Below are 25,760 nucleotides of genomic sequence, written 5' to 3'. Positions count from 1 at the left end.
GATCGCAACTTGTACGCTCCTAGAGCATGACAGCGGCATGTTCTTTCTGTTCCCGCAATTGTTCCAGACGGTCTGCTATTTGATCCGGCTGCTTGATATAAACGACGGGAATGTCAAACTGGCTTTCCAATTGCTGTTTTCGCTGCGCCATCTCTGCGGGGGTCTTAAAGACAATCTCAGATAAACCGGTTTCCATTCGATCAGGAAGAAGCAGTTGAATCGGCTTTTCATAGCCATATATACGCAAGAAATCGAGACTGTCCCGAATTTTCTGATCATCCTCATATTCGACCACTAGCAATATGGCGTCTGGATCGAAAGCTTTCAGATAAGCAACCTGATTAGAGGTAATCAGGAAGTCATGGTGAGGCAGCAGCGCGCCCTGTCCGGCCAGTAGAATATATGGCGAACCGGCTTGCTCAGCTTTTTTCGCAACGGTTTGAATATAATAGGGATATTGGTCTATGGTCTGGGTAGCCAAGAACTTGAAAATATCTGCACTCGGCTGCTGGAACAGAAAGGCGGTCGGTTCTGTAATGATAGAGGTAGCGGATCTTCCTCTTTTTTTCAATTGGCGAAACAGACTCATCTGAGTCGTGAATTTGCCCAAACAACCTCGGGTGGCAAAAATTCCGACACGCAGGGAAGAAGGAGACGAGGTGTAACCCGTATGATCCGCTTCCAAATGCCGAAAGTACCTTTCCAGTTCTGTCTTGCCACGCAGAGGATGCATGTCCATATCCGCCAGCAGCTCATGATCCAGCTGGTCATCAAATTGAAGGGAAATCTCATGGGCACGCAGCCATTGCTTCGTTCCCGGTTCCACAATCTCATGCAGGCTGATGATGGTTATGCCTTTTTCATACGCACATTTGACGAGTGTTCGCCATTTTTCCGCCAGGTTATGGGCAGGATCGGCAAAAGGGTTGTTCCCCAGATCATTTACAATCAGGATATCGACTTGCTGTAAGCCTTTTTCGATGTCGTTCGTCATCGGAATGCCGGTCGTTTCACCGCCTAGCCGTGATCCAATATCCTCTGTGTGGTCACATGTAAAATCGATAACGGAACGAATCTCGACCTGCAACAAATCGCGAAACCGGATGAGACCACGCGTAATTTTATCAAACGGGTACAAGGCAACCTGATTCAACATCCCTTGCATTCACCTCTTTTTCCTGAATTAGGTGACGGCATTGTCATGTGAGCGCAGACGATCGCATGGAAATCGCTATGAAACGGAGACCGTGATCTTTTTTTCATCGATTAATGCCTCCATCTCATCGACAACCTTGTCTGCATGCAGGACAAATTCCACCTCTATATTGAATTTGCGTTCAAGTTCCTGTTTCCGTTCGTTCATTTCTGCCTCAGATCGGATATCGTACTCCCCGAATCCAATTTCAATTCGATTAGGCAGCAGCAGCCTGTGCGGTTTTTTCTGATTGCCATAGATTCGCAACACGTCGAGGCAATCTTGTATTCGATCGTCGTCATCATAGCCAACGACAAGCAAGGTAACATCCGGCTGATAGGCACTCAGATATGCGAGTTTGGTAGAAGCAATGATAAAGTTATGGTTTGGCAGCAACGATCCCTGTCCGGCCATCAGGACAATCTCCGCTCCGGCTTGCTCGGCTTTTTGCACGAGTGCATGAATGTAGTAGGGGTATTGGGCCAGGGTTTGCTGAGACAGAAACTTCATAATATCTGCTCCGGGCTGCTGAAATAAAAAGGCAGTCGGTTCCGTGATAATCGCGGTAGTCGCCCTGCCCCTGTGGGTTAATTCCCGGTATATGCTCATCTGGGTCGTGAATTTGCCTAAACAACCTCTCGTTGCGAAAATGGCTACTTTTAAAATGGAAGGGGAGCTGTCCAGCAGTCGTTGATCAAGCTCAAAGTGTTTGAGATAGGTACCGATTTCTGTATCATCCTGCAGGTTATAATGTTGGCTCATTTCACTTAACATGTCTGCATTCAGTTGCTGATCCACATGCAGTTCAATATCATGTGCTTGCAGCCAGCGCCGGGTATCCGCATCCGTAATTTCATGCACGCTGATGACGGTAATGCCGCGATGGGCAGCGTATAGGACCAGCTTTCTCCACATCTGGGTCAGGTCAAATTTCTGATAGGCAGATTGGCTATTGCCAAAAGGGGTACCCGTATCATTCAAAATCAGGGTATCGATCCCTTCCAGTCCTTCCTCCAGATTGTTCGTAAGGAAAATACCAAGACTATCTTCTTGTAATAGTTTCCATTCCACATGATCGCGAGAATCAATCGTAAAGTCGATGACCGCACCAATTCGTGCATCGATCAAATCTCTGAATTTGATCAAACCCTTCGTAATTTTGTTGAATGGATACAGGGCGATATTCTTCATCATTTCACCTCATTTTCATTTTTTCTTCGTGCACCGGGATGAACCCGGCAAAAGTCTATTCCTCCTTTAGTTGATGATCTTTGCTAATGTTACCATATTTTACATGACCTCTCCATAGCGAAATATAAGAGATGTTGTCAGTCAGAGTCGAAGTGCGTATGATCCTGACCGAGGAAAAGCGTGCTGTAGCTTCATCGTGTCAAATGCTTGGACAAGGCAAGGCATTATCCGCTATACTAAATGCAGGCAGATTGCCAATCGAATCCATGTTCCGCTGAACTGACGGGAAGCGGAAAGGTTCGCCTAGAGGATAGGCGCGAGAGGGCGCTATGCCCAGCAGCGATAGACTAATAGAGAAGATAGTGAACACAGAGAAGATAGTGAATACAAAGACACAAAAAATACATAGAAGATAGTGAAGTTCAAGAAGCTAGAGAAGATAATGAAGATAGAGATCATAGAGAAGAGAGAAATAAGTAACATGACAGAAGCCACAGGAGGAAATCAACGATGATGATATGGACCTGGACGATAAGTGGATTATTAGGTTTGCTTGGTTTGGTACATGTTTATTGGCTGTGTGGAGGTACACGTGGGGTAGCAGCGGCCATCCCCAGTCAGGATACAACCCCTCTCTTTCGTCCTGGAAAAATGGCGACGGGTGCAGTAGCGGTCGGATTGCTGCTTGCCAGTGTATTTGTGCTGGAACTCGGAAAGAGGGAAGACGCGCTTTGGATTCCAGAAAGGCTTCATGTGTACGGAGGTTGGCTGCTGGTGCTTTTGTTTCTTCTTCGTGCGATAGGTGACGGAAAATTCATGGGATTGTTTAAAAAACAGCACGGCACCCTGTTTGCCAAGTGGGATACCAATCTGTTCACGCCACTCTGTCTATTTATCGGCCTTTCTATTTTGGTCATAATGCTTGTATGACATAGAGGTATCAGGGGGAAGTTGACATCGTTCCATACAGGAGTGTAGAATGTATATAATTGAATTTAGTAAATTAGTAAATTAGTAAATTAGTAAATGAGTAAGTGAAAGATGACCAGCTCAAAAACCGGTGAATCAATGGACCATGTGATCTGAGGATCATGGAATGCATGTGACCAAGGGATCACTGAATCTAGTCATTTAGTAAATGAGTAAACAACTAAAATAAAAAGGTGGCGATTAGTTCATGAAAATTCCAACAAACCTCAAGCATAAACCTGTGATCGTATCGGAGGACTATGAGAAAGTAGATGGCCGATTCTCGCAGGATTCGGATGCCAAAGGCCTGTCACTTGGACTGGCACAGTGGAATGACCGTGGAAGAGTAGATATTTCTGCGAAGGTATGGCGTCATACAGGTGGAAAGTGGTCCAGACAGTCTGAGGAACTGCCGTTGCATCGCGTATTGGATCTGACCATTTTAATCAGTCGCACCCTGCAACATTTTCGTGAGGCCTATCGCTATGACAACTTGTATGATCCGGAGCAACCGGCGATCGATCGGGTGGGTTTACAAGGGGATGCGATGAATGTAGCCGTTTGTACAGAAAATGAACAGATCTTATCGGACATCCAGTTGTTTAATCAGGCGCTCAGTGAGGATGGAGAAATTATTGCAGAACGTCTGCGCATCTTATCCGGTATTTTAAGGGAAATGGGCTATTGATCGGGTAAGTGAAGAAGGAAGAGGAGTGAGGACCATGGATCGACGTAAGGAATTGCAGATGCAATATAAAAACATGAAGCCGGATATGGGGGTGTACATGATCCGTCCCAAGACGGAGAAGCGTGCATTCATTGAGGCATCAGCCAACCTGAAGGGAAAGATAAACAGATTAACGTTTACCCTAGGAATGAACCTGCACCCTAACCAGGCTTTGCAGCAGGATTGGTCAACATATGGAGAAGATGGAATCGAAATCGTGATCCTGGAAAAGCTGGAGTATGACAAGGACGAAACCAAGGAAGATTACTCAGCCGAACTGGAACTACTGCTTGAGATATGGAAGGAGAGACTGGAGGCAGAGGGCTATACCTGGTATACCTAGCATGCATGCTTTCCTTCCATGCAGTGTGAATCGTGTAATATAAAATGTGAAACGGACTGAAATGAACGACGTAAGCACTTCATAAGCGAAGTGCTTTTTTTGTTATACTGAATAAAACCATACAAATGATCATTTCCTTCTGAACCTTTGTATCAGCTTGATGAAATTCGGAAAAGGTATGAAAAACAGGAGCGAGGAGGCTATACGAATCGAATGGCATACATATGGTTGAGTGCCGGATTCATTTTGCTTATTGCTGGAGCCAATTATTTTGTGGACGGTTCATCGAAAATTGCAGCGTTTCTCCGTGTCCCTCCTATTCTCATCGGTCTTACTATTGTGGCTTTTGGTACCGGTTCGCCTGAAGCAATGGTGAGTATTATGGCTGCGATTGAGGGAAATGCGGGGATGTCACTCGGGAATGTGATTGGCAGTAATGTGTTCAACACGACCCTGGTTATTGGCGTGACCGCAATCATCATGGCCATTCGGGTGGAAAGTGAGACCATCAGGAAAGAGATCCCCTTCACTTTGCTGGCTACGACCGCTCTGCTTGTCATGATTAGCGATAGAACCCTGCAAGGTCACGATGTCAATGTCATTACCCGTGGAGACGGGATTCTGTTGCTGCTCTTGTTTAGCATCTTCATGTATTACATCTTCGAAGCGGCAAAGAACAGCCGTGAAGCCAATACGGTTGAGCAAGAGACCGGAACCAAGGCATCCTGGATGAAATATACCCTGATCAGCGTGGTCGGACTGGCTGCCATTATTTTCGGTGGGCAGCTGGTTGTGACGAACAGTACGACCATTGCCCTGGAATTAGGTATGACCCAAACGATGGTTGGCCTGACCATCGTCGCTCTGGGTACCTCCTTGCCGGAGCTGGTGACATCAGTGGCCGCTGCGCTTAAGAAACAGAATGAAATCGCGGTAGGCAATGTGGTTGGGAGCAATATATTCAACCTCTTATTCGTCGTCGGCGTCTCCTCTATGATCACACCTATGGAGCCTGAGGCGAAGATCGGAACCGATGTGTGGATGCTGATCTTTCTCACGCTGCTGCTGTTGATCGTATCCAGAACCCAGTACAAAGTTGGACGAATCGAAGGGATCTTGCTCGTGATCGGATATGCCGCGTTTATGGTATATGTCATCATGTAAAGGATCGAATAACCCGCCTGGATGATGGATGCAGAAGGAAATAGAGGAAGATATGGCGAATGCAGTTGTAGGTTGAATGAACTGAATTCCAGCTGAGTGGATTAACATGGATAAACACGAATGGTTGCGGCGTCTGTCACACTTATCGATATGGAAAAAACATGGGCAGCGAGCTCCTCATAAGCCACTGTTCATCCTTTATGCACTGGGCAGATTTCAACGCGGAGAGAATATCGTCGTATCCTATGAAGAGGCAAAGGGGCCCCTGACTCAATTGCTCAAAGAATTTGGCCCCCCAAGACGTTCCTATCACCCTGAGGAGCCTTTTGTTCGGCTTGCGACGGATGGGATTTGGGAACTTAGTGCTACAGTGGATCGGAGTAGCTTCACGGATAAACAACTGCGAAATCAGGGCATCAAGGGACAGTTTACGCCAGAGGTTGAAGAGTTGTTGCAGCAAGACCCGGCCCTGATTAGTCAGTCTGCTATCTATATTTTGGAGGATCATTTTCCTGAAAGTATCCATGAAGACATTTTACAGGCTGTCGGTCTAGCCCTTCACGTCCATACTTATCGGAAGAAGGCACGAGATCCAAAATTTCGAGAGCGGGTGCTTCGAGCGTATGCTTATTCCTGCGCGGTATGCGGGTTTCATGTGCGACTGGGACATCAACTTGTTGGCGTGGAAGCGGCACATATCCGCTGGCATCAATCGGGAGGACCGGACAGGGAAGAGAACGGTCTTGCACTATGCTCGCTTCATCATAAACTGTTTGATCGCGGTGTATTTACAGTGACAGACCAACATCGGTTATGGGTGTCGGAGGAAGCGCACGGTACCCGAGGTTTTGAAGAGTGGCTTCTTCGTTATCATGGAAAAGCCATCATGGAGCCGGTTCGATCTGAGTATGCACCTGGAGATCTGTACCTGGAATGGCATGTGCGTGAAGTGTTTCGGGGAAATGCGCGCAGGTATGAAGCATAATGAGATGGGGTAAGGATCTCGTCGGGGAGGCATCACATGAAACAAGGAATCTATGAGCAAGTCATCAATAAACTGACCGCACAGCAGTTGTTAATGCTAAACGAAGATGAATACCAGATTGGCAGAGAGCCATTGAACGTTGAGGAAGCAAGAAAACTTTTGTCCAACTACATTGCGACTGTGACTCGACGCGCCCTGAAGATGGTTCGCGAACAGCCCGGTAGTGACGAAGCGTTAACGCTTGCTCAAGTACAAACTTGCAACGACATGATTGCGACATTGAAGCATGCACTTGGGCCAGAGGAATGTGAGCAATTAAGACTTGATGAACAGGGAGAAATCCTCACATATATTTATACAAGACTGAATCATATTCGATCCGTACGGGATGAAGAGGTTATTCGTCCTACCACGCCACTTTCTCAAAGCTCCTTATTTACAGGATCTCACTATGAACCCAATATGCTGTTTGAATTAAAGAGAGAGATTATGACATCAGATCGAATCGATTTTTTGATATCATTTATCAAGTGGAGTGGATTACGCTGTCTCATGGATCAATTGGAGAGCTTTACATCAGAGGGTGGCAAGCTGAGAGTGATTACGACGACTTACATGAACGCTTCAGATTATAAGGCGATTATGGAGTTAAGCAAGTTGTCCAATACGGAATTGAAAATTTCTTACGATACAAAACGCACAAGGTTGCATGCGAAAGCCTATTTGTTTTACAGGGAAACGGGGTTCAGCACAGCTTACGTGGGTTCATCAAATCTGTCTAATCCTGCGCTGACGAGTGGACTCGAATGGAATTTGAAAGTAACGGAAAAGGATGCTTGTGATGTTCTAAAGAAAATGGAGGCATCATTTGAAAGTTATTGGAATGACCGTGAATTTAAATTATTTCGTGCCGCAGACGAGACTGAACATCATAAGCTACGCAGTGCCCTACAGTGTGACCATTCCATAGATTCTTCCTCAAAGATTTTCCCTTTTGATATTAAGCCCTATGACTATCAGAAAGAGATATTAGATAAGTTGCAAGCGGAACGGGAGATATACGGTCGTAACAGAAATCTCGTCGTTGCCGCAACAGGAGTAGGGAAGACGGTCGTTTCTGCCTTTGATTATAAGCGTTTTATCCAACAAAAGCCTCATGCTAAACTACTGTTTGTTGCTCACCGAGAAGAGATTTTAAGACAGAGTTTAGATACTTTTCGCTACATATTGAAAGACCTGAATTTTGGAGAACTTCATGTTGGCCAGTATCAAGCCGATTCGATAGATCATCTTTTTATAAGTATCCAAAGCATGAACGCACTGAATCTCACAGAGAAAATCTCCCCGACCTTTTACGATTACATCGTTGTCGATGAGTTTCATCATGCGGCTGCTCCTTCCTATCAAAAGCTGCTTGCTTTCGTTCAACCCAGCATTTTACTAGGGCTAACGGCTACACCTGAACGAATGGATGGTAAAGAAATTTTGTCCTATTTTGGAGATAGTTTTGCAGCAGAAATCCGTCTAACGGATGCGATTGATCGCAAGTTGCTTTGCCCTTTTCAATACTTTGCAGTCACGGATGAAGTAGATTTATCCAAAATAAAGTGGACAAGAAAAGGTTACGATTTAAATGAGCTTGAGAATGTATACACCCGTAACAAGCGAAGAGTCATACAAATTATAAAGAGTATGGAAAAATATGCGACCGATATGCAGCAGGTGAAGGGATTAGGTTTTTGTGTAGGGGTAGATCATGCTAAGTATATGGCGAAAATGTTTAATGAAGCAGATATCCCTTCTGTGGCATTGCACGGAAACTCAACGGCAGTAGAGCGTCATCAGGCGAAAACGAGGCTGGAAAATGGAGCATTACGCATGATTTTCGTCGTTGATCTATATAACGAAGGCATAGATATTCCAAGCGTAAATACACTTTTATTTTTACGCCCGACGGACAGTTTGACCGTCTTCCTGCAACAGCTCGGCAGAGGTCTGCGTCTACATGAGGACAAGGAGTGCTTAACGGTTCTTGATTTTATTGGACAGGCTCATCACAAGTATCGCTTCCAGGATAAATTCAGGGCCTTAACCGGAAAAACGAGGCACTCTATTAAACATTATGTTCAACATGGCTTTTTTCATCTTCCTCGGGGTAGTTTTATTCAACTGGAGAAGCAAGCGAGGCAGTATATCCTGGCGAATGTACAAGGAGCCGCCATCACACGTCGAAATCTGATTCAGAGAATGAAATATTTCGAGTCCGATACGGGTTTTACGTTGACGTTGGCTCATTTTTTGCAAGTCGAAGCGATAAGTGTGCATGAATTTTATGGTGGTCGTATGGGTCAACGAAGTTTTTATGGATTGAAAGCGGAAGCAGGGCTCTATGAGTTGGCCACACCAGAACAAACCCGTCCAGATTTGGTTAAACGAATCCCTGCTCTGCTACATCTTAACTCCAGAAGACTCCTTCAATTCTTGCTGTCCTACTTGAAGCAGGGAACAAAACCAGCAACGGAAGAACAGCAGCTAATGCTACAGATATTGTATTATACATTTTATCGCACAGAGCCTGCCAAGCTAGGATACAGCCATGTAGAAGAGGCCTTGAAACATATATTCGATGCAGAATCATTCAAACAGGAAATCATCGATATTTTTTCTTATACATTGTCAAAGCTTGACTTCGTAAGTAAACCAAATGAATTTCCGTACACTTGTCCTTTGGAAGTGCACTGCACGTATTCCGTCGATCAGATTCTGGCTGCATTTGGATATTGGAATGAGGAGCGTGCGCCTGCTTTTCGGGAAGGAGTGAAGTACATGGCGGATAAAAAAACGGATCTATTCTTCATTACCTTGAATAAATCGGACAAGGATTTTTCACCATCGACACAATATGAAGATTATGCGATAAATGAACATTTGTTTCATTGGCAAACGCAGAGTCGAACATCTGTAGAGTCCAACACCGCTCAGAGATATATTCATCATCAAGAGAGGGGAACAGGAGTAGCGCTATTTGTGAGAGCCTATAAGGAAGAGAACAAGTTCACCGCTCCCTATGTCTTTTTGGGAGAAGCGGAATACGTGCAACACGATGGAAATAAACCAGTCAACTTCGTATGGAGACTCAAGGAAGAGATGCCTCCTGCGATGTTGCCTGCTGCAAATAAGGCAATCATATAGGGAGGATCGGTTATGATCGATGTAGCGGCAGCCATTGTTACGAATGAACAAGGAGACGTGCTGATTGCGAGGCGAAAGGCAGGAAAGGCGCAGGGGGGGCTATGGGAATTTCCTGGCGGGAAGATCGAGCAGGGGGAATCGGTAGAGGCTTGCTTGAAGAGAGAACTGCTAGAAGAAATGAATATACAGATTGAACCTGTTGCTTTTTTCGGGATGCAGAAGCATGCGGAAGGGGATACAGCCATACGCCTGATCGCATACACGGCCAAATATATAGCGGGAGAAATAGAGTTAGTTGATCATGATGCGTGTGATTGGGTAGAACCCATAGCGCTGACTCACTATCTGTTTGCCCCGGCGGATCGTCCATTTGTATCGGCGCTCGCTGCAAGTCAGAGCCGGTTGCCAGAAGCCTGATTTATGAAAAATAGAGGTTTCGCTCCTCGGGCGAAACCTTTTTTCATTCGGGGTAATGAAACTTGCGGAAGATCGCTATGAGATCCATCACACAAAATGATAAATGAATTTCATACAATATGGTATGGGACAAACTCCTTCATTGACCTATGATCAGGATAGAGCATCCAAACAAATGAAAAAAGGGGCTGATCATATGCTAAACAAATCAGTAAAATGGAAGGGCTTCACTTGCCTGTTGATCGTATTGCTTGCTATTTCTCTTGCCGGTTGTGGAAGCGCTTCCGATAATCAGGCCAATTCGAACAAAGAGGCAAACCAATCATCCAATCAAGCCGGTTCGTCTAATGACCAAGGATCAGAAGGAATGGCCGATACCTATCCGGAAGGGCCCGTCACCATGATTATTCCGAATCCGCCCGGTTCAGTACTTGATCTCGTTGCCAGAGCGATGCAGCCGGCTTTTCGTGAGATTACCGGACAGCCACTCGTTGTAGAGAATCATCCAGGCGGGGCGGCGGTCATTGGTACACAAAAACTGGTGGAATCTGATTCTGACGGGTATACCATCGGCATGATTGCCAGCGGAGTGATGAGCTTGCGTCCTATCTTCATGGATGTAGCCTTTACGTATCCGGACGACTTCAAGCCCATCATTGGCGTTGGGGATTTTGAAATGGTATTCGCCGTAAAATCAGATGCGCCGTACAACACCATGAAAGAGATGGCAGATCACTATGCGGATCTGGAAGACCCGATCCGTGTCGGAACACCGGGTGCAAACAACTTTGCCCACATGAATGCAGTGCTGACGTCACAGAAAACGGGTATCAAGATCAATCACGTTTCCTTCGATGGAGGCAATGAAGCGACACTGGCTTTAATGGGAGGGAATCTTGACCTTGCCATTGTCAATTTGACGAATGTTTCCGCTCAGCTGGAAGCGGGCAATCTCAAAATATTAGGGGTGCCAGCCAATGAACGCTACAGCAATTTGCCGGATGCGCCGACGTTGAAAGAACAAGGAATAGATGTTGCATTGCGTTCCACCTTTTCGATCTATGGACCTGGACAAATGCCGGCAGAGCTTCAGACCAAACTGAATGAAGTCTTTCATCAAGTGATGGATTCGGATAAATTCCAGGATTTCGCAACCAAATCCAATCTGCTAGAGGCCAGAATGACACCGGAGGAAATCTCTGCAGAAATTCAATCCGATGTGACCAATGCCAAGTCCGTGATTGGCGAGTTGCAGAACTAAAAGCAACGAGAAAAGATCCTCTTTCCTTCATCCCTCGAACAGGGCTTACAACCATAATGAGACAGGTGTGGTTATCATGCATAAGAAAATAGAAGCCAAGCAAATCTACACAGTTTTGCATTATGTGTTTCCGGCGCTCGTAGGGATCATCCTCTGGATCATGATTCCATATCATGTTGAAACCGGACGATCCCTGCTGAATGAGCCGCAGAACACGAAGCTGTTCCCCAGTTTACTTGCATGTATCATGATTGGCATTACGATCATTCGGATTGTCATGTTCTTGATCACCAAGAAAGTAGAAGAGACAGGGACCAATCCTGCACTAAAAATGAATCGGAATCTCATTGCCGGCATTTTGCTGCTGCTGTTCTACGTGGTGAGCATGCAAGGATTGGGTTACCTGATTACAACGTGTATCGTCATCAATGTGGCTGCTTATTTGCTGGGGAGCGCAAAAGGATATAAGGTCATCTTGTTTTCGATTCTGGTGACCTTCGCCATCTGGTATCCTTTTGCCGTCGTACTGAATGTGAATTTGCCGGCATTACCCTGGTTTTTATAAAAGGAGTTGAACAACGTGGATATCCTCACAGCCATACAAACCCTAGCAGATCCAACGCTGATTCTGTTTATGATCCTGGGCGTATTGACCGGAACCATTGTAGGGGCCATACCGGGTCTGACCGGACCGATGGCCCTCGGTATTGCCATTCCGCTTACGTTCACCATGGAGCCGATGCAGGCTATTCTGCTGCTGTTTGGGATTTATTTTGGGGCGGTATATGCGGGCGCCATTACCGCCATTATGATCAATACACCGGGTACGAACGCCGGTGCCGCAGCGGCGCTCGATGGATATCCGCTAACCCTGAAAGGACAATCTCGAAAAGCCTTGCAAATGTCGGCCATCTCCGAATTTATCGGTGCCTTCATTTCTGTCCTTGCCCTGGTTCTGTTTGCGCCGTTACTGTCAAAAGTGGCCATGAACTTTGGCCCCAGCGAGTACTTTGCCCTCGGGATCTTCGGTTTGTCAGTCGTGGCAAGTGTAGCAGGCAAATCATTATCCAAAGCGCTTTTTGTTGCTGCGATCGGTGTATTTATTTCCTTGATCGGTCGAGATCCGGTGACCGGTGTAGCCCGTTTTACCTTCGGAAGTCCGTACCTGGAAGATGGCGTGCCCCTTGTAGCCGCACTCATTGGATTATTCGCCATCTCAGAAGTGCTGAAGAAATTTTTGTCTGGTCATCACTCGCAACAGCAGAACCAGAAAATTGAGGTCACAGGCGAAGCCCTGACTTTCAAAGAATTCAGACGTTCATTCAAAACGATGATCAAGGGTGGATTTATCGGGGTTTTCATCGGCATCTTGCCTGGTTCAGGCGCCGTCATTGCCTCTTTTCTCAGTTACAATGAAGCGATTCGATCATCGAAAACACCTGAGAATTACGGCAAAGGGGAGCTGGATGGCGTCGCAGCCGTCGAATCCGGTGCAGGTGGAACTGAAGCATCCTCCGTCATTCCGCTGTTAACCTTCGGTATTCCGGGGGATGTATCGACCGCGATCATACTGGGTGCCATGATTCTGCATGGGATTCAGGTAGGTCCCCAACTGTTTGAACATTCCGGGGGAATGGTGAGCAGTCTTTTCCTGGGCATTCTGATCCTGGAGATTATCGTGCTCATTGTAGGCTGGTATGGTTCCATTTACATTGCGAAAATCGCCAAGGTGCCCACCCAATTCTTGTTTCCGATCATTATCGTTCTGATCGTAACCGGAACCTTTGCGCTGCAAAACAGCATCTTTACCGTTTGGGTCACGCTGCTGTTTGGATTGATCGGTTTTGCCATGCACCGTTTTGGCTATCCCGTTCCACCGCTGCTTCTCGGATTGATTCTGGGCCCCATCATTGAACGGAATTTCCTGAGATCGGTGGCGACCACGGGTGGCGATCTGTCATTCCTGTACACCCGTCCTATTACACTCGGCATTTTGATTGCCGCCGTCTTTTTCATCTATCTCACCATCAACATGCACCGCAAATCACAAAAACGGATGAAGCCGGCAGGAACCGACTCATAACGAGGCAACGGTCTATCCCCATTCGTTCATCATCCACATGAGGGAAAGATCGTCAAAATAGGCAGAACCCGTTCCTTGCATCCCGATTCTCAACTTGGAAACCGGATGAGAAGAGGATTCAATCCGGGCATGATGGACCGCGAGAACATGGTTGAAATGAACGGAGTAGCGCTCGGTATCCAAATCCAGCTCTATTTCAACATGATGCCAGATGTCTGTTTGATATTCGATCCTGGATTGCGTCCAGATGCTGGCTTCCGTATAGGAAAGCGTGCCGGAGTGATTCAGACTGATACGCATGACGGGCGCATTTAAGACATTGATGAAATGAATGGCCATCGGTGAAGTGGTTTGCTGGACCATGACCCGAAACGTTAGTCGCAGGCGACCCGTCACCGGTGAAAATGTTCTTTCCGCGAACAGGGAGCCCGTGTCCTGCTTGGAGAAAAACAGGGCATGTCCAATCAGATCAGGCGCTTTCTCCACCGTAATCTCAGATCCGAAAATCGCATAATCCCGAGGCGTGCCACCAGCAGGCTGATCGTCAAACGTATCGTTGATGATCAGGGCACCAAATTTGAGAGGGGTCTGGGTTGTCGCCTGAGATATACCTGAAACAAGGTTTTTCCGATACTCGCTGGGCGACATGCCGAAATGATTTTTGAAGGCTCTGGAAAACGCAAATATATCCTTGGTTAAAAAAAGGGCGATATCCGAAATGGAAAGATCCGCATGTTCAAGCATGGAAGCTGCTTTTTTCATCTTGATGCTGTCCAGGTATTTTTTGGGGCTCATGGATAGCGATTGACTGAATGTGTTGGAGAAGTGAGAGCGGCTGATGCCCAGAAAGTCGGCCACATCCTGTACCGAAATATTCAGGTAATGCGTATTCATAAATTCCACGGCCTTGCGCAGCCAGCCGACTTCACCCACCACTTGATGAGGATGATCTTCAGTCTCTTTCCTGAGCTCGGCCATGAGGAGGAAGAAGATGCCGAGAGCCGACAGATGAGAATGGCGTTCCCGCGTGCTGACGATCTCCTCAAACTCCTCCACACGCTTGACAACGCTTTCATTCATGCGAGTGGCCTGGAATGGTTGAAATGGGGTAAGTCCAATCTGCTGAAGCAGGCTTTCGGACTGCATGCCGCCAAAAGAAATCCAGAACGTTTGAATCGGAGCGTCTGGACTTGTCTCCACACTATGAATGTGATGAGGAAAGACGGCGAAAATATCCCCTTTCTCCAACCTATAGGATTCGGAATCAAATCGAAAAGTTCCTTGTCCTTCAAACACGAAATGAAGACTGTAATAGGCCAGCATGCGAGGTGGAATGCGAAAATGAGGTTTGGCTATCTTTTTACCCGCGCGCATAATCCAGATGCCCCCCTGTTTGTCAAAGGAAGACGGATTCAAAAACCAGCGGGTCGAGTATTCGCCGGCATATTCACTTAATCCCTTATGCATATAGAGCCCCCTTGAACTTCGTGTGATGTTATCCTAGCACATCACATTATGATAAATCAATGGGCGAACCTTTTTTCAAGGAGGAGAATGGATCCATGACCACTCACAAAAACGTACTCCTGATTTTGACCGACCAGCAGCGAAAAGATTCCATGGGCTGTTATGGGAATCCGTATGCCCATACTCCTCATCTCGATCGGCTTGCCGCACAAAGTGTAAAATTTGAACGGTGCTATGTAGCCAATCCGATATGCATGCCCAACCGCATGTCTATCTTTACCGGGAGATATCCGCGCAGTCATGGCATGTGGACGAATGGGCTGCTGCTGGATCGGCAACCAGCTACAGCCGCAGACTGGTTTGCCCAGGCCGGCTATCAGACGGCTTCGATTGGAAAATTGCATTTTGCTCCGTATAGCGCAAAGGCAGACAGTGGGAGCCTGGAGTCAGCAGACAGGTGGAGATCGTTTTCGGACGATTTCGACTGGAATGGGCCCTATTGCGGATTCGATCATGTCGAACTGACCATTGGCCACACCAATCCCATTGCTCATTATGGGCGCTGGTTTCGTGAAAACGGCGGAACGCCTGAGATGTTAAGCCGAACCCCCTTGTCCGGGATTGCGGATACGGGAGCACGCGGATTGCCAGAGAAATTACATGATTCGACCTTTATCGCAGACCGGACGATTCAGTATTTGAAGACACAGCGGCAAGAGGACAAGCCCTTTTTCCTCGTTGCCAGCTTTCCTGATCCCCATCATCCATTTGATCCGCCAGAAGAGACCGCCGCTCGCTATCGGGACAAGCCGGTCAAGGAACCTGTTGGAAGCAAACAGGACCTGCAAACAAGACCGGATCATTACCAGATGCATTATGAAGGAAGATGGCATCGCAAGGGAGAGATTGAACCGGACTACCCCGATGAAATGACAGATACACAGATCAAGGAACGCATTCGAAATACGTATGCCATGGTGGAACTTATCGATCAGAACATCGGGAGAATGCTGGATTCACTCGAGGAATCGGGGCTGGCGGAGGACACGGTGATCGTCTTTACCTCCGATCATGGCGAATTGCTGGGGGATCATGGTCTATGGTACAAGGGGCCTTTCTTCTATGAAGGACTGATGAATGTTCCGCTGCTTGTTTCAGCCAAAGGCACCCTGGGTGCCCGCGTCACTAATCACCTGGCTTCCTCCGTCGATATTTTCCCTACTTTATGTGAGTTGGCAGGTATTTCTCCGCCAGACGATATCGATGGCCTTTCCTTAAACAGACACTTGATCGAACCGGATGAGGTCGTACGGGATCGCTGCATCATCGAATACAGACCGGGATTCGGGCAGACCGATACCGATTCCAAAGCGATTGTGACCGACCGCTGGAAGCTCGTCCAGTATGGCCATGGGGCCTGTGAATTGACAGATCTGAAGCTCGACCCTGAGGAAAGGCAAAACAGAAGTTGCCTTCCTGAAAACCAAGCCGTGATCGAAAGCCTGAGGCATCAGTTGCTCTGTGAAGTCATCCTGACAGAGAACAAGAAGCCCGAACAGCTTTCGCATGCATAATAGAGGATTGCATGAGGCGTCACGAATTTTAATGAAGAGGTGATGAGTTGATGTTGCACAATGCAAGCAAAACAACGACAACCAGAAAAGGATTCAAAGTCGTGCTGTCGCTACTGCTGGTGATGTCCCTGTTTGGTACGTTGATGGTACAGGCCGCCCAGGTGGAAACAAAGACGAATGGCATTCCATGGTATGACACCACGAACAATACGATCGACGCACATGGGATGAGCTTCATCAAGGTAGGCAGTTATTATTATGTATTTGGTACTCAGAGAGAGAATGGCACAGGGGTATATGACAATGTCTTCCGGACGATCAAAAGCTATCGATCTACCGTTTTGAAGAACTGGGAATACGTAAATGATGCACTGACTATCAACGACATGCCGGATGCTGCGAGCGGAGGAACGGGCTCCAGACCAAGTGTTATTTATAATCAGAGCACCGGCAAATACGTCATGTACATGAAACGCAAAGTCAATGGCGCCAAATATGCTGCCATCGCGACGAGCGATACGATCGATGGGCACTTTACATTTGAGAAATACCTGACCCCGTGGGGTGGAGAAGCGGCAGATTTATCGTTGTTCCAGGACGATGACGGAACGGCCTACCTCGTCTATGCAGAAAATGTCAATGCAAACGGCCATTCCGGACGTTCGATCTGTATCGATCAATTATCCAGTGATTATCTAAGCTCTGTAAGTGGTTCGCGTGCCTTGGAAGGAAGAGAAGCACCGGTCATGTTCAAAGCCAACTCCACCTACTATCTGCTTACATCGGGTGTGACAGGCTGGAATGCCAATCAAATGAAATATGCGACCTCCAGTTCGGTGCAGAGTGGCTGGAGTGCCATGCAAAATATCGGAAATTCAGTTACGTATGAGTCCCAGCCTAGCGACATTCTTGTCGTGAACGGCAGTGCCACGACCTCTTACATTTATGTGGGCGACCGTCACGATTCCAATTATCTGGGAGATTCCACGTACGTATGGCTGCCGATTCAATTCAGTGGCAGCTCCATCTATCTGGATTACTATGATTCTTTCCAACTAGATGCGGCGACTGGACAATGGAGTACCGGACAAAGTTCCAAGACCGTAGATAGTGTAGGCGGCGCAGCGAATGGACGAATGAACCGGGATGCCGGGACAGGAAATGTCGATACCGTTTCCGTTACGATGTCAGGTACTCAGGTGACCTGGAAGCTGAAAAGCACCGAACACGATATGTATTTCTATCTTGATAATGATGCTGGTGGTACGTCAGGACGTTTGCATTACGACCCTGCTACGGGCAATGTAGACACCGTTTCAACGACCAAAACCGGCAATAACGTCAAGTGGAGACTGTATGCCGCAGGGAACGGCAAATATTACATCGACAATCTCGGAGCAGGTTCGAGTGGAAGACTGCATTACGACCCTGTTACGGGCAATGTAGACCTGGGCTCCACGGGCTGGGTCGGGTCCAATGTACAGTGGACGCTGAGCCCATAGAACGCATGAATGGCATGGAAGCCATGACCATGCAGGTGCAATAACCAGACAGACCCTGGGATCAGGATCGCAATCCCGTGGATAAGAGAGGCAGTAGAGGAGAGGATCAGCTTGAATAAACAGCAGCAACCAAACGTGATCGTATTTTTTACCGATCAGCAGCGGTGGGACACAACGGGTGTACATGGCAACCCGTTGAATCTGACACCGAACTTTGACCGCATGGCCCGGCAGGGGACGCATCTTGCCCATACCTTCACCAGTCAGCCCGTCTGTGGCCCCGCCAGGTCCTGTCTGCAAACGGGACAGTATGCCACCACCACAGGCTGCTATCGCAACGCGATTCCGTTGCCAAAAGAAAGCAAGACGATGGCCCACTATTTCAAGGAAGCGGGTTATCGGACGGGCTATATTGGCAAGTGGCACCTGGCAGATGAGGAACCTGTTCCTGAGCGAAAGCGAGGGGGATACGAGGATTGGCTGGCGGCCAACGTGTTGGAGTTTTCATCGGATGCATATGATACGGTTCTATACAATCATCGCAACGAATCCATTAAATTGGCTGGTTATCGGGTAGATGCGATGACCGATGCAGCGATCCGATATATCGATCAGCATCAGGATGATCCGTTTTTCCTCATGGTATCCTATCTGGAGCCGCATCATCAGAATCATTCCGATCATTATCCGGCTCCTGAGGGTTATGAAGAGTCGTATACCGGACGTTGGTGTCCGCCAGATCTGGCGGCTTTGGGAGGAACCAGCCATCAGCACTTGGGCGGTTATTATGGCATGGTGAAGAGACTGGATGAAGCATTGGGCCGCATACGAGATGCACTGAAAAGCTTGCAATTGTCGGAGAACACGATCCTCTTGTTTACATCGGACCACGGGTGTCATTTCAAGACGAGAAATACCGAGTATAAACGCTCCTGTCATGAAAGCTCCATTCGTATTCCTGCCGCGATTTGCGGCTCCGTCTTTAATCGGGGAGGGCAGGTCAATGAACTGGTCAGCCTGATTGATCTTCCCCCAACTTTGCTGGATGCAGCGGGCATTCCCGTTCCGGAGCAGATGCAGGGTCACTCCCTGCTGCCCCTTGTTCAAAGGAAGTCCTGCGACTGGCCATCAGAAGTGCTGGTTCAAATCAGTGAAACACAAGTTGGCCGAGCGATCCGGACAGAGCGTTGGAAATATGCGGTTCATGCGCCGGACAAAGATCCCGTCATGGATGCAGGATCGAATCAGTATGAGGAGTTATTCTTGTACGATCTTCATTCAGATCCGTATGAGTTGGTGAATTTGATTGGCATGGACCCTTATCAGCCCGTACTGGAAGAACTGAGGACACGGCTGATAGCCAAGATGACTGAAGCGGGTGAACCCGAACCGATCATTGTCCCGGCAGCAAGACGACTTGCCGGACAACGAAGAGTCAGTGTGAAAGATCAGCATAAATATAAATAACATGGAACGAACAAACCCGACCAGCTACCGCATGGTCGGGTTTGTTTTATGGCAGATTCGCTTAAATACGTCGATCTCTTCTAAACGTTCTAGTGTGACTTGATCGTACCATCTGCCGATTTCCGTACTCCTTGTCCAACGGGTTCGCCCTTCAAGACTTCGCCGATGTAGCGGTCCCTATTCTCATAATAAAGGATGCCAACACCGGTTTTCTCCCCTTGTACGACTTGTCCGCGATAGAGGACGGTGCCGGACTCATCATAGAATACACCGAAGCCGTGCTGGTAATCATTTTCGAAGCTGCCTTCATAAATAAGGCTGCCGAAGAAATACATCTTCCCGTTCTTGCGCTCACCCTGAGACCACTCTCCTTCAAAGACCAGACGCCCCTGATAATACATCTTGCCTGATCCTTCGAAGGTCCCTTTCGCATACATTCCCTCATACATGTAGTTGTTCATATAACCGATGCCGCTTCCACTATAGGCATTTTCATGAAACATGCCGGAATAGAGCAGGGTGTCCGTATCGTCATACATCTTGCCTTCGCCTTCCCGGTTTCCATCTACAAACGGACCGATATAATAATGTCCATTGCCGTATACGAGCTTCCCTTCACCGTGATAACGGTTGTTCACAAAAGTTCCTTCATAGTAGGAGGCGGGGTAGATGACATCATACATTTTACCTTGGCCTTCAATCATCCCGTCTCTGACTTCGCCTTCATAGAAAATCTGTCCTTTATGCGTAAAGGTTCCTTTCCCATGCGGAACCCCGTCCCGTCTCTCACCCTCGTATCGGGTATCATCGGCGTACAGGATTTCGAGATTAATGGAGGTAATGCTCGTGTAGATGTCAATGGTTTGCGTCTCGCCGTCCCACAGCACCCGGCGACCCGTTGCTTCTCCAACGAAGCGAAGCGGAATCATCGTATGTCCGTCAAGAAGAAGGGGGGCAACCGGCAGGGAGACAAGCTGGCCATTAACTTTCGCAGTGCGACTGTCCATGGTGAGCTCAATCAGGAGCTGTTCCTTTTTTCCGGTTACGGTGCGGGTTGCAGCGTCCCATTCAACGTCCATCCCGAAGGTTTCAAACAAAGGACGGAACTGCACCATCGTGGTCCCCTTCATGATGACAGGATCTTTGGTGAAGGAAACAGGTTCGGTATTGTTGAAAACCTGGATTGCGGGACGGGAAGGATGCTCAGGTTCGTTAACAGGTTCCACAATCCGAATGCCCTTGTCTCTCAATTGTTTGACCGTGTCAGCTGAATCAGAGATCATATCGCTGCTCATATGTACCGTTTCCAGCGCGGGCATTTGCAATAGCGGACTCAGATCCTGAACCGGATTATCGGATACATCCAGCACACGCAGATTTGTCAGATGGGCTAGGGGTGTGAGACGGCTGATCCTATTTCCACGCACGGTCAGTTCTTGCAGAAATGTAGCGTTCTCCAGCCCAGACAACGAGGCAACGTTCATCGTCTCGTCGATATGAAGCTCCGTCAAAATCGCGATATCATCTGTCGTAACCGGTGCGTCTGCAGGGAGTAAAAGCTCGCTGTGTATCCACTCCGCCAATTTCTCATCGGCTACTACGGGTTGAGCTGTCTGGTCAGCATGAGCGGTCGCGGCGGCCGGTGTGACGGCCATGCCAATCATACTGACCCATAATACGAATGTCATAAAGCTTGCGGTCATGGTTTTGCGCAATGTGGGTTCACCATCCATTTTCGATTTTTTTGCCAAATATAATGAATACGCCAGAAGAAAGGAAATTCCTCCCTCTCCTTGGATGAAAGTTATGCAATCATCCAGAATTGGGGAAGAGGAGATTACGGGTGTCAGCGCGAAGAAATGAGGGTATAAAGAAGGCACAAACGCGCAAGGAGGAATGGAAATGACAAGCCAGTCGAATATAGATGAGGAACACAACAACAACACCGACAAGCAGCAGGAAGGAACATCCAACACAAAAAAGCATCATGAACTAACATCCAACATGGGCAAGGAGCTGGAAGTAAGATCCCATATGAATGAAGAGTCAGAAAGCTATCAGGCCTATTATTCCGATGAAGGGTTCTGGCGCAAAGTACGGAAGAAAGGCAAAAAGGCCGGTAAGAAAACCGTATACAGCGGACTGTTGCTCTATTACGCTCTGCAAAGCCCCCATACACCGCTGAAAGCCAAGATTCAAATTTATGGCGCGCTCGGCTACTTTATTCTCCCGCTCGATCTCATTCCGGATTTGATTCCTGCGGTCGGCTACACCGATGATTTGTCAGCTCTTGCCTGGGCAATCGGGATGGTCGCTATGAATATCAGTCAGGAGATGAAAGACAAGGCCAGGCAGAGAGTAGATGAATTATTTGGAGACGCGGAACATATCGGTGAAGACGAAACCCCTCTGTCGGAAAGCTGACAGAGGGGTTTATTTGTCGGCAAGTCGCGGGAACGGACTGTGATAATAAACAAGGAGTTCCGTACAATTTGTCGAATTTTTTACCAAGTGTGGAATATATGCAATCCCATACATAACCAACATGACGAACGCATCATGAGCCACATCACAGGATAAATGCCAACTACAGGAGGGTAAAGAATGACACGTATCTACAAGAAAGGACTTTCTATTTTATTACTCGTGATCATGGCGATCAGTACAGGGCTGCCGGGCAGGGCGATGGCGATCGATATCTTGCCAGGTCCAGCTGAGCCACTGACCATTCATCACGTTGCAGGAACGGGCTTTGCTAGCTATATCGGGGACGGCATTTCGGCGAAGTCAGCCGGACTGGCCAATCCATTTAATATGGTGATAGATGGAGAAGACAATCTCTATATTGCCGATCAACAAAATCACCGAATTCGCAAATTGAATTACCGGACGGGGATCATAACCACCATCGCGGGTACGGGCACGCCAGGTTTTAGTGGAGATGGAGGACCGGCTATACAAGCGCAACTGAACAACCCTGGAAATCTTCAATTTGATCCGCAAGGCAATCTGTACGTGGTCGATTCCTATAATGATCGCATTCGGAAAATTGATGCAAATACCGGCATCATCCAGACCGTAGCTGGAAGTGTCACAGGCTGGGGCTTTGATGGAGACGGAGGACCGGCCACGGAAGCGCGGATGGCTCTTCCTTATGCGGTTGATTTTGCCGCCAATGGGGATATGTACATCGCAGATGGCATGAACGGTCGAATCCGCAAAGTGGATGCACAGACGGGCAACATCGAGACCTTTGCGGGCGGTGGCAGCCTGGTGGGTACGGATGCAGACAATGGGCCTGCGGTAGAGGCTTTGTTAAGAGGAACCTATGATGTGGAAGTGGGACCCGATGGACATATCTATATTGCGGAGGAAACGGGTAACCAGATTCGCAAGGTCGATGTGAACACCGGTATCATCACGACTATTGCCGGAACGGGCGTGAAAATGACAAGCGGCACCGACGGATTGGCAATCGATGCGGCTATAAACCGGCCGTGGTCTGTTGAGTTTGATGCACAGGGAGACCTGTATGTTGTGGAGAGAGACGGCTTTATGATCCGTAAGATCGATATGCAATCCGGCTATATCACCCATGTGGCTGGAACAGGGGTAAATGGATACAGTGGAGACGGCAACAATGCCAAGGATGCCACGTTTAATTATCCGACAGGCGTTGCGTTTAACAGCAAGGGGATCATGTATGTCGCGGACAAGACGAATGATGTCATTCGTAAAATTCAGCCCGCAGATATCTCAACGCCAGCGGTGGAAAGTCTGCACTTTCAAACGGACGGACATGCTGCGATGAGAAATCAGGTTCAAATCGTCATGGATGAGTATGTGACGCCTGTTGCGGGCACCTATTTGACCATTCGAAAGGCAAGCGATCAGTCGGTGCATCAGCAGCTGGAGCTTACGGACCCGCGTATCGTGGCAACAGGGCTGATCGTGACCGTCACGCTGGATGTCCCGCTTGAGGATGGAGAGGTGTATTATCTCGATATAGACGCGCAGGCATTTGAAGATGAGAGCGGCAATCTCTTTCTGGGGATCACCCAATGGTATGAAGCTCCGAATAAACCGGTGATCACAGCCGCGGAGGAAGCAGACCGTCAGGTGACGGTGCGCTGGAATCCGGTATATGGAGCGGATCGCTATCAGATCTATCAAAGTGTCACAGAAGCGACCTACGGGGACGCCATTGCGACTGTGACCGGATCGGTGTATGCGTATGAGGCTAGCGGATTAACCAATGGATCGACGTATTATTATACGGTCGTCGCATCCAATCAGATGGGAGACAGCCCCTATGCGACTCAGGTGAGTGCCTCACCCAAGGCTGTTCCAGGCGCCCCGACTGAGGTAAGAGCGAATGCGGCGCATCGCAAAGCGACGGTGTATTTCACCGCACCGGAGGATGATGGAGGAAGACCGATTACGGGTTATGAAGTGACCGCTTCGCCAGGAGGGCTGCAGGCGACAGGAACGAGCAGTCCGATTGTCGTAGAGAACCTGGATGTTTTTCAGAGTTATTCCTTTACCGTTCGCGCCATCAATGAAGCGGGGACGGGCCTGGCTTCCTCGCCATCTCAATCCGTCATTCCGCGTGATCCGGCTGGAAGTGTGAATGTGCCTGCGGACGAACGTGCAGAAGTGCTCGTGAACGGCAAGCCGATTCAAGCAGGGAAAGTCAAGCTAGAGAACCATTCAGGAAGAACGACCGCTACACTCATTTTAGACCAGCAGGTGCTGGATAAGCGTCTGCAGGAAGAGGGAGATGGAGCCCGTATTTCTGTCGTGATGGATCAAGATGCTGATCGGACGGTTGCGCAGTTAAATGGGCAGATGGTGCAGAACATGAGCGCCAGAACGGCTGTGCTGGATGTTCAAACGAATCAGGCCCAATATACCCTTCCCGCTCAGCAATTGAATATAGAGACGTTGATGAAACAGTTTGGCACTGAAGTGAGTCCGTCTGAGGTAAAGATTGAACTTCAAATTTCAAAACCGGAGGAGCAGACCATTCAGCTTCTGGAACTGGCGGTTGCTCAGCAAGGGGTTTCGCTGGCCGCCAATCCTGTTGATTTTACGATTACGGCCTCGGTGGGAGACCGGATGAACTCCATTACAGATTTCAGTCGCTTCGTATCGAGAAGCATCCCCATGCCATTAGATTTTAGCAATAATCAGGTTTCTACAGCTGTGGTTATGGATAATGATGGACTGCTTCGACATGTACCAACCCAGATCACCCAGGTGGAGGGTGAAATGGTCGCCGTCATTCACAGTCTTACCAATAGCACCTATGGCTTGATCTGGCATTCGACCGAATTTGAGGATATGGAGAATCATTGGGCGAAGGAATCGGTTGAGGATCTAGGCGGCAGACTGGTGACAAGCGGATTTGAAGATCAGACTTATCGACCTGACCAATCTGTCACCCGTGCTGAATTCACAGCGATGCTCGTTCGAGCCCTTGGCATGAGGCTGGAGCGTGAAGCGGATTCCTCCTTTACGGATGTCACAGCGGACAGATGGTATCAGGATGGAATCGAAACCGCCTATCAGAAAGGGCTGGTGCAGGGATTTGAAGACGAGACCTTCCGTCCCGGTGAACCGGTAACGAGAGAGCAGGCGATGGTCATGCTGAATGGAGCGATGAAGCTGACCGACCTGCAGATAGAAGTCGCTGCGGCTGATGCGGAGCGTATGCTGGCTGTCTTCGAGGATGGGAAGGCGGTGTCCGATTGGGCATGGCAAAGTGTGTCCAACAGCTTGCAGGCCGGCGTGATTGCTGGCAGATCCAAGCATGAACTGGCTCCAAAAGCGATGGTAACCCGTGCAGAAGCAGCCGTGATGATTCGGCAGCTGCTAAGTAAAGCCAACTTGATCTAAGCAAACTGTATCCGAAGGTGAAAGGCCCCTTGTGAAAAGGGGTCTTTCATTTGCACCGATATCTATCATAAACGAACGATGTCGGTACATAAAATGCAATTGTTCGGAAAGAAGAGAGAAATCCACGAAAAACGGATTGACTTTTCCACCGTGTTCAGATAATCTATGAAAGGCAAAATGAATCACGCACGTATCATCACCTATCATCACGCATAGAACATTCACTCGTATATCCTCATAAAGATGGTTTGAGGGTTTCTACAAGGAGCCAAGCGATCCTAACTACGAGTACGGGATCCGTCTATCTAAAACGGCTCCTGTACGA

General features: G+C 48.1%; 19 protein-coding genes and 1 riboswitch. Of the genes, 15 read left to right on the top strand and 4 right to left on the bottom strand.

Annotation, left to right across the window (positions count from 1 at the left end; translation table 11 throughout):
* Positions 1-19: 19 nt before the first annotated feature.
* Positions 20-1,156: a DUF1611 domain-containing protein gene (locus ACFSUC_RS04915; protein ID WP_379928371.1), complete on the bottom strand. Its 1,137-nt coding sequence runs from the start codon at positions 1,154-1,156 to the stop codon at positions 20-22.
* Positions 1,157-1,231: 75 nt separating this feature from the next.
* On the bottom strand, positions 1,232-2,386 hold the full coding sequence (locus ACFSUC_RS04910) for a DUF1611 domain-containing protein (RefSeq protein WP_379928370.1): 1,155 nt from the start codon (positions 2,384-2,386) through the stop codon (positions 1,232-1,234).
* Positions 2,387-2,896: 510 nt separating this feature from the next.
* On the opposite strand from ACFSUC_RS04910, the gene ACFSUC_RS04905 reads away from it, so the two are divergent.
* The 10 genes from ACFSUC_RS04905 to ACFSUC_RS04860 all read left to right on the top strand — a co-directional run bounded on the left by ACFSUC_RS04905 (position 2,897) and on the right by ACFSUC_RS04860 (position 13,527).
* On the top strand, positions 2,897-3,316 hold the full coding sequence (locus ACFSUC_RS04905; RefSeq protein WP_379928369.1) for a DUF3995 domain-containing protein: 420 nt from the start codon (positions 2,897-2,899) through the stop codon (positions 3,314-3,316).
* 247 nt (positions 3,317-3,563) lie between these two features.
* On the top strand, positions 3,564-4,043 hold the full coding sequence (locus tag ACFSUC_RS04900; RefSeq protein ID WP_379928368.1) for a DUF6530 family protein: 480 nt from the start codon (positions 3,564-3,566) through the stop codon (positions 4,041-4,043).
* A gap of 34 nt (positions 4,044-4,077) precedes the next feature.
* Entirely contained in the window at positions 4,078-4,425 is a 348-nt protein-coding gene (locus ACFSUC_RS04895; RefSeq protein WP_379928367.1) for a GIY-YIG nuclease family protein, read from the top strand.
* A 213-nt stretch (positions 4,426-4,638) separates the two neighbouring features.
* Positions 4,639-5,589 carry a calcium/sodium antiporter gene (locus tag ACFSUC_RS04890; protein ID WP_379928366.1) on the top strand — a complete coding sequence of 317 codons (951 nt, stop codon included), beginning with the start codon at positions 4,639-4,641 and terminating at the stop codon, positions 5,587-5,589.
* 106 nt (positions 5,590-5,695) lie between these two features.
* Positions 5,696-6,574 carry a phosphorothioated DNA-binding restriction endonuclease gene (locus tag ACFSUC_RS04885; protein ID WP_379928365.1) on the top strand — a complete coding sequence of 293 codons (879 nt, stop codon included), beginning with the start codon at positions 5,696-5,698 and terminating at the stop codon, positions 6,572-6,574.
* 36 nt (positions 6,575-6,610) lie between these two features.
* Entirely contained in the window at positions 6,611-9,766 is a 3,156-nt protein-coding gene (locus ACFSUC_RS04880) for a DUF3427 domain-containing protein (protein WP_379928364.1), read from the top strand.
* Positions 9,767-9,778: 12 nt separating this feature from the next.
* On the top strand, positions 9,779-10,183 hold the full coding sequence (locus tag ACFSUC_RS04875; RefSeq protein ID WP_379928363.1) for a (deoxy)nucleoside triphosphate pyrophosphohydrolase: 405 nt from the start codon (positions 9,779-9,781) through the stop codon (positions 10,181-10,183).
* A 196-nt stretch (positions 10,184-10,379) separates the two neighbouring features.
* Positions 10,380-11,444, top strand: coding sequence for a Bug family tripartite tricarboxylate transporter substrate binding protein (locus ACFSUC_RS04870; protein ID WP_379928362.1), 1,065 nt, complete (start codon positions 10,380-10,382; stop codon positions 11,442-11,444).
* Positions 11,445-11,520: 76 nt separating this feature from the next.
* Positions 11,521-12,009 carry a tripartite tricarboxylate transporter TctB family protein gene (locus tag ACFSUC_RS04865; RefSeq protein WP_379928361.1) on the top strand — a complete coding sequence of 163 codons (489 nt, stop codon included), beginning with the start codon at positions 11,521-11,523 and terminating at the stop codon, positions 12,007-12,009.
* Positions 12,010-12,024: 15 nt separating this feature from the next.
* Positions 12,025-13,527: a tripartite tricarboxylate transporter permease gene (locus ACFSUC_RS04860; RefSeq protein WP_379928360.1), complete on the top strand. Its 1,503-nt coding sequence runs from the start codon at positions 12,025-12,027 to the stop codon at positions 13,525-13,527.
* 12 nt (positions 13,528-13,539) lie between these two features.
* On the opposite strand, the gene ACFSUC_RS04855 is transcribed toward ACFSUC_RS04860, so the two are convergent.
* Complete coding sequence (locus tag ACFSUC_RS04855; RefSeq protein ID WP_379928359.1) at positions 13,540-14,994, bottom strand: helix-turn-helix transcriptional regulator; 1,455 nt, start codon at positions 14,992-14,994, stop codon at positions 13,540-13,542.
* A 95-nt stretch (positions 14,995-15,089) separates the two neighbouring features.
* Here ACFSUC_RS04855 and ACFSUC_RS04850 point away from each other — a divergent pair, with 95 nt between their 5' ends.
* The 3 genes from ACFSUC_RS04850 (at position 15,090) to ACFSUC_RS04840 (ending at position 19,537) form a co-directional block, all read left to right on the top strand.
* The gene (locus ACFSUC_RS04850; protein WP_379928358.1) at positions 15,090-16,568 is read left to right on the top strand and encodes a sulfatase family protein; all 1,479 of its coding nucleotides are present in this window, start codon (positions 15,090-15,092) and stop codon (positions 16,566-16,568) included.
* Between the two features lie 50 nt (positions 16,569-16,618).
* Complete coding sequence (locus tag ACFSUC_RS04845; RefSeq protein WP_379928464.1) at positions 16,619-18,070, top strand: family 43 glycosylhydrolase; 1,452 nt, start codon at positions 16,619-16,621, stop codon at positions 18,068-18,070.
* A 111-nt stretch (positions 18,071-18,181) separates the two neighbouring features.
* A complete protein-coding gene (locus ACFSUC_RS04840; protein ID WP_379928357.1) occupies positions 18,182-19,537 on the top strand; it encodes a sulfatase-like hydrolase/transferase in 1,356 nt (451 codons plus the stop codon).
* An 89-nt stretch (positions 19,538-19,626) separates the two neighbouring features.
* Here ACFSUC_RS04840 and ACFSUC_RS04835 read toward each other — a convergent pair whose 3' ends face one another.
* Positions 19,627-21,252 carry a stalk domain-containing protein gene (locus tag ACFSUC_RS04835; RefSeq protein WP_379928356.1) on the bottom strand — a complete coding sequence of 542 codons (1,626 nt, stop codon included), beginning with the start codon at positions 21,250-21,252 and terminating at the stop codon, positions 19,627-19,629.
* 187 nt (positions 21,253-21,439) lie between these two features.
* Here ACFSUC_RS04835 and ACFSUC_RS04830 point away from each other — a divergent pair, with 187 nt between their 5' ends.
* Together ACFSUC_RS04830 and ACFSUC_RS04825 are read left to right on the top strand one after the other, a co-directional pair.
* On the top strand, positions 21,440-21,961 hold the full coding sequence (locus ACFSUC_RS04830) for a YkvA family protein (protein ID WP_379928355.1): 522 nt from the start codon (positions 21,440-21,442) through the stop codon (positions 21,959-21,961).
* Positions 21,962-22,141: 180 nt separating this feature from the next.
* Complete coding sequence (locus ACFSUC_RS04825) at positions 22,142-25,435, top strand: S-layer homology domain-containing protein (protein ID WP_379928354.1); 3,294 nt, start codon at positions 22,142-22,144, stop codon at positions 25,433-25,435.
* 205 nt (positions 25,436-25,640) lie between these two features.
* Positions 25,641-25,740: riboswitch (purine riboswitch) on the top strand.
* Positions 25,741-25,760: the final 20 nt, after the last annotated feature.

The organism is Marinicrinis sediminis (genome assembly GCF_042685085.1).
Lineage (GTDB): Bacteria > Bacillota > Bacilli > Paenibacillales > KCTC-33676 > Marinicrinis > Marinicrinis sediminis.
Note: the sequence above shows the minus strand (reverse complement) of the source record. Positions and strands in the feature narration are given on the sequence as shown.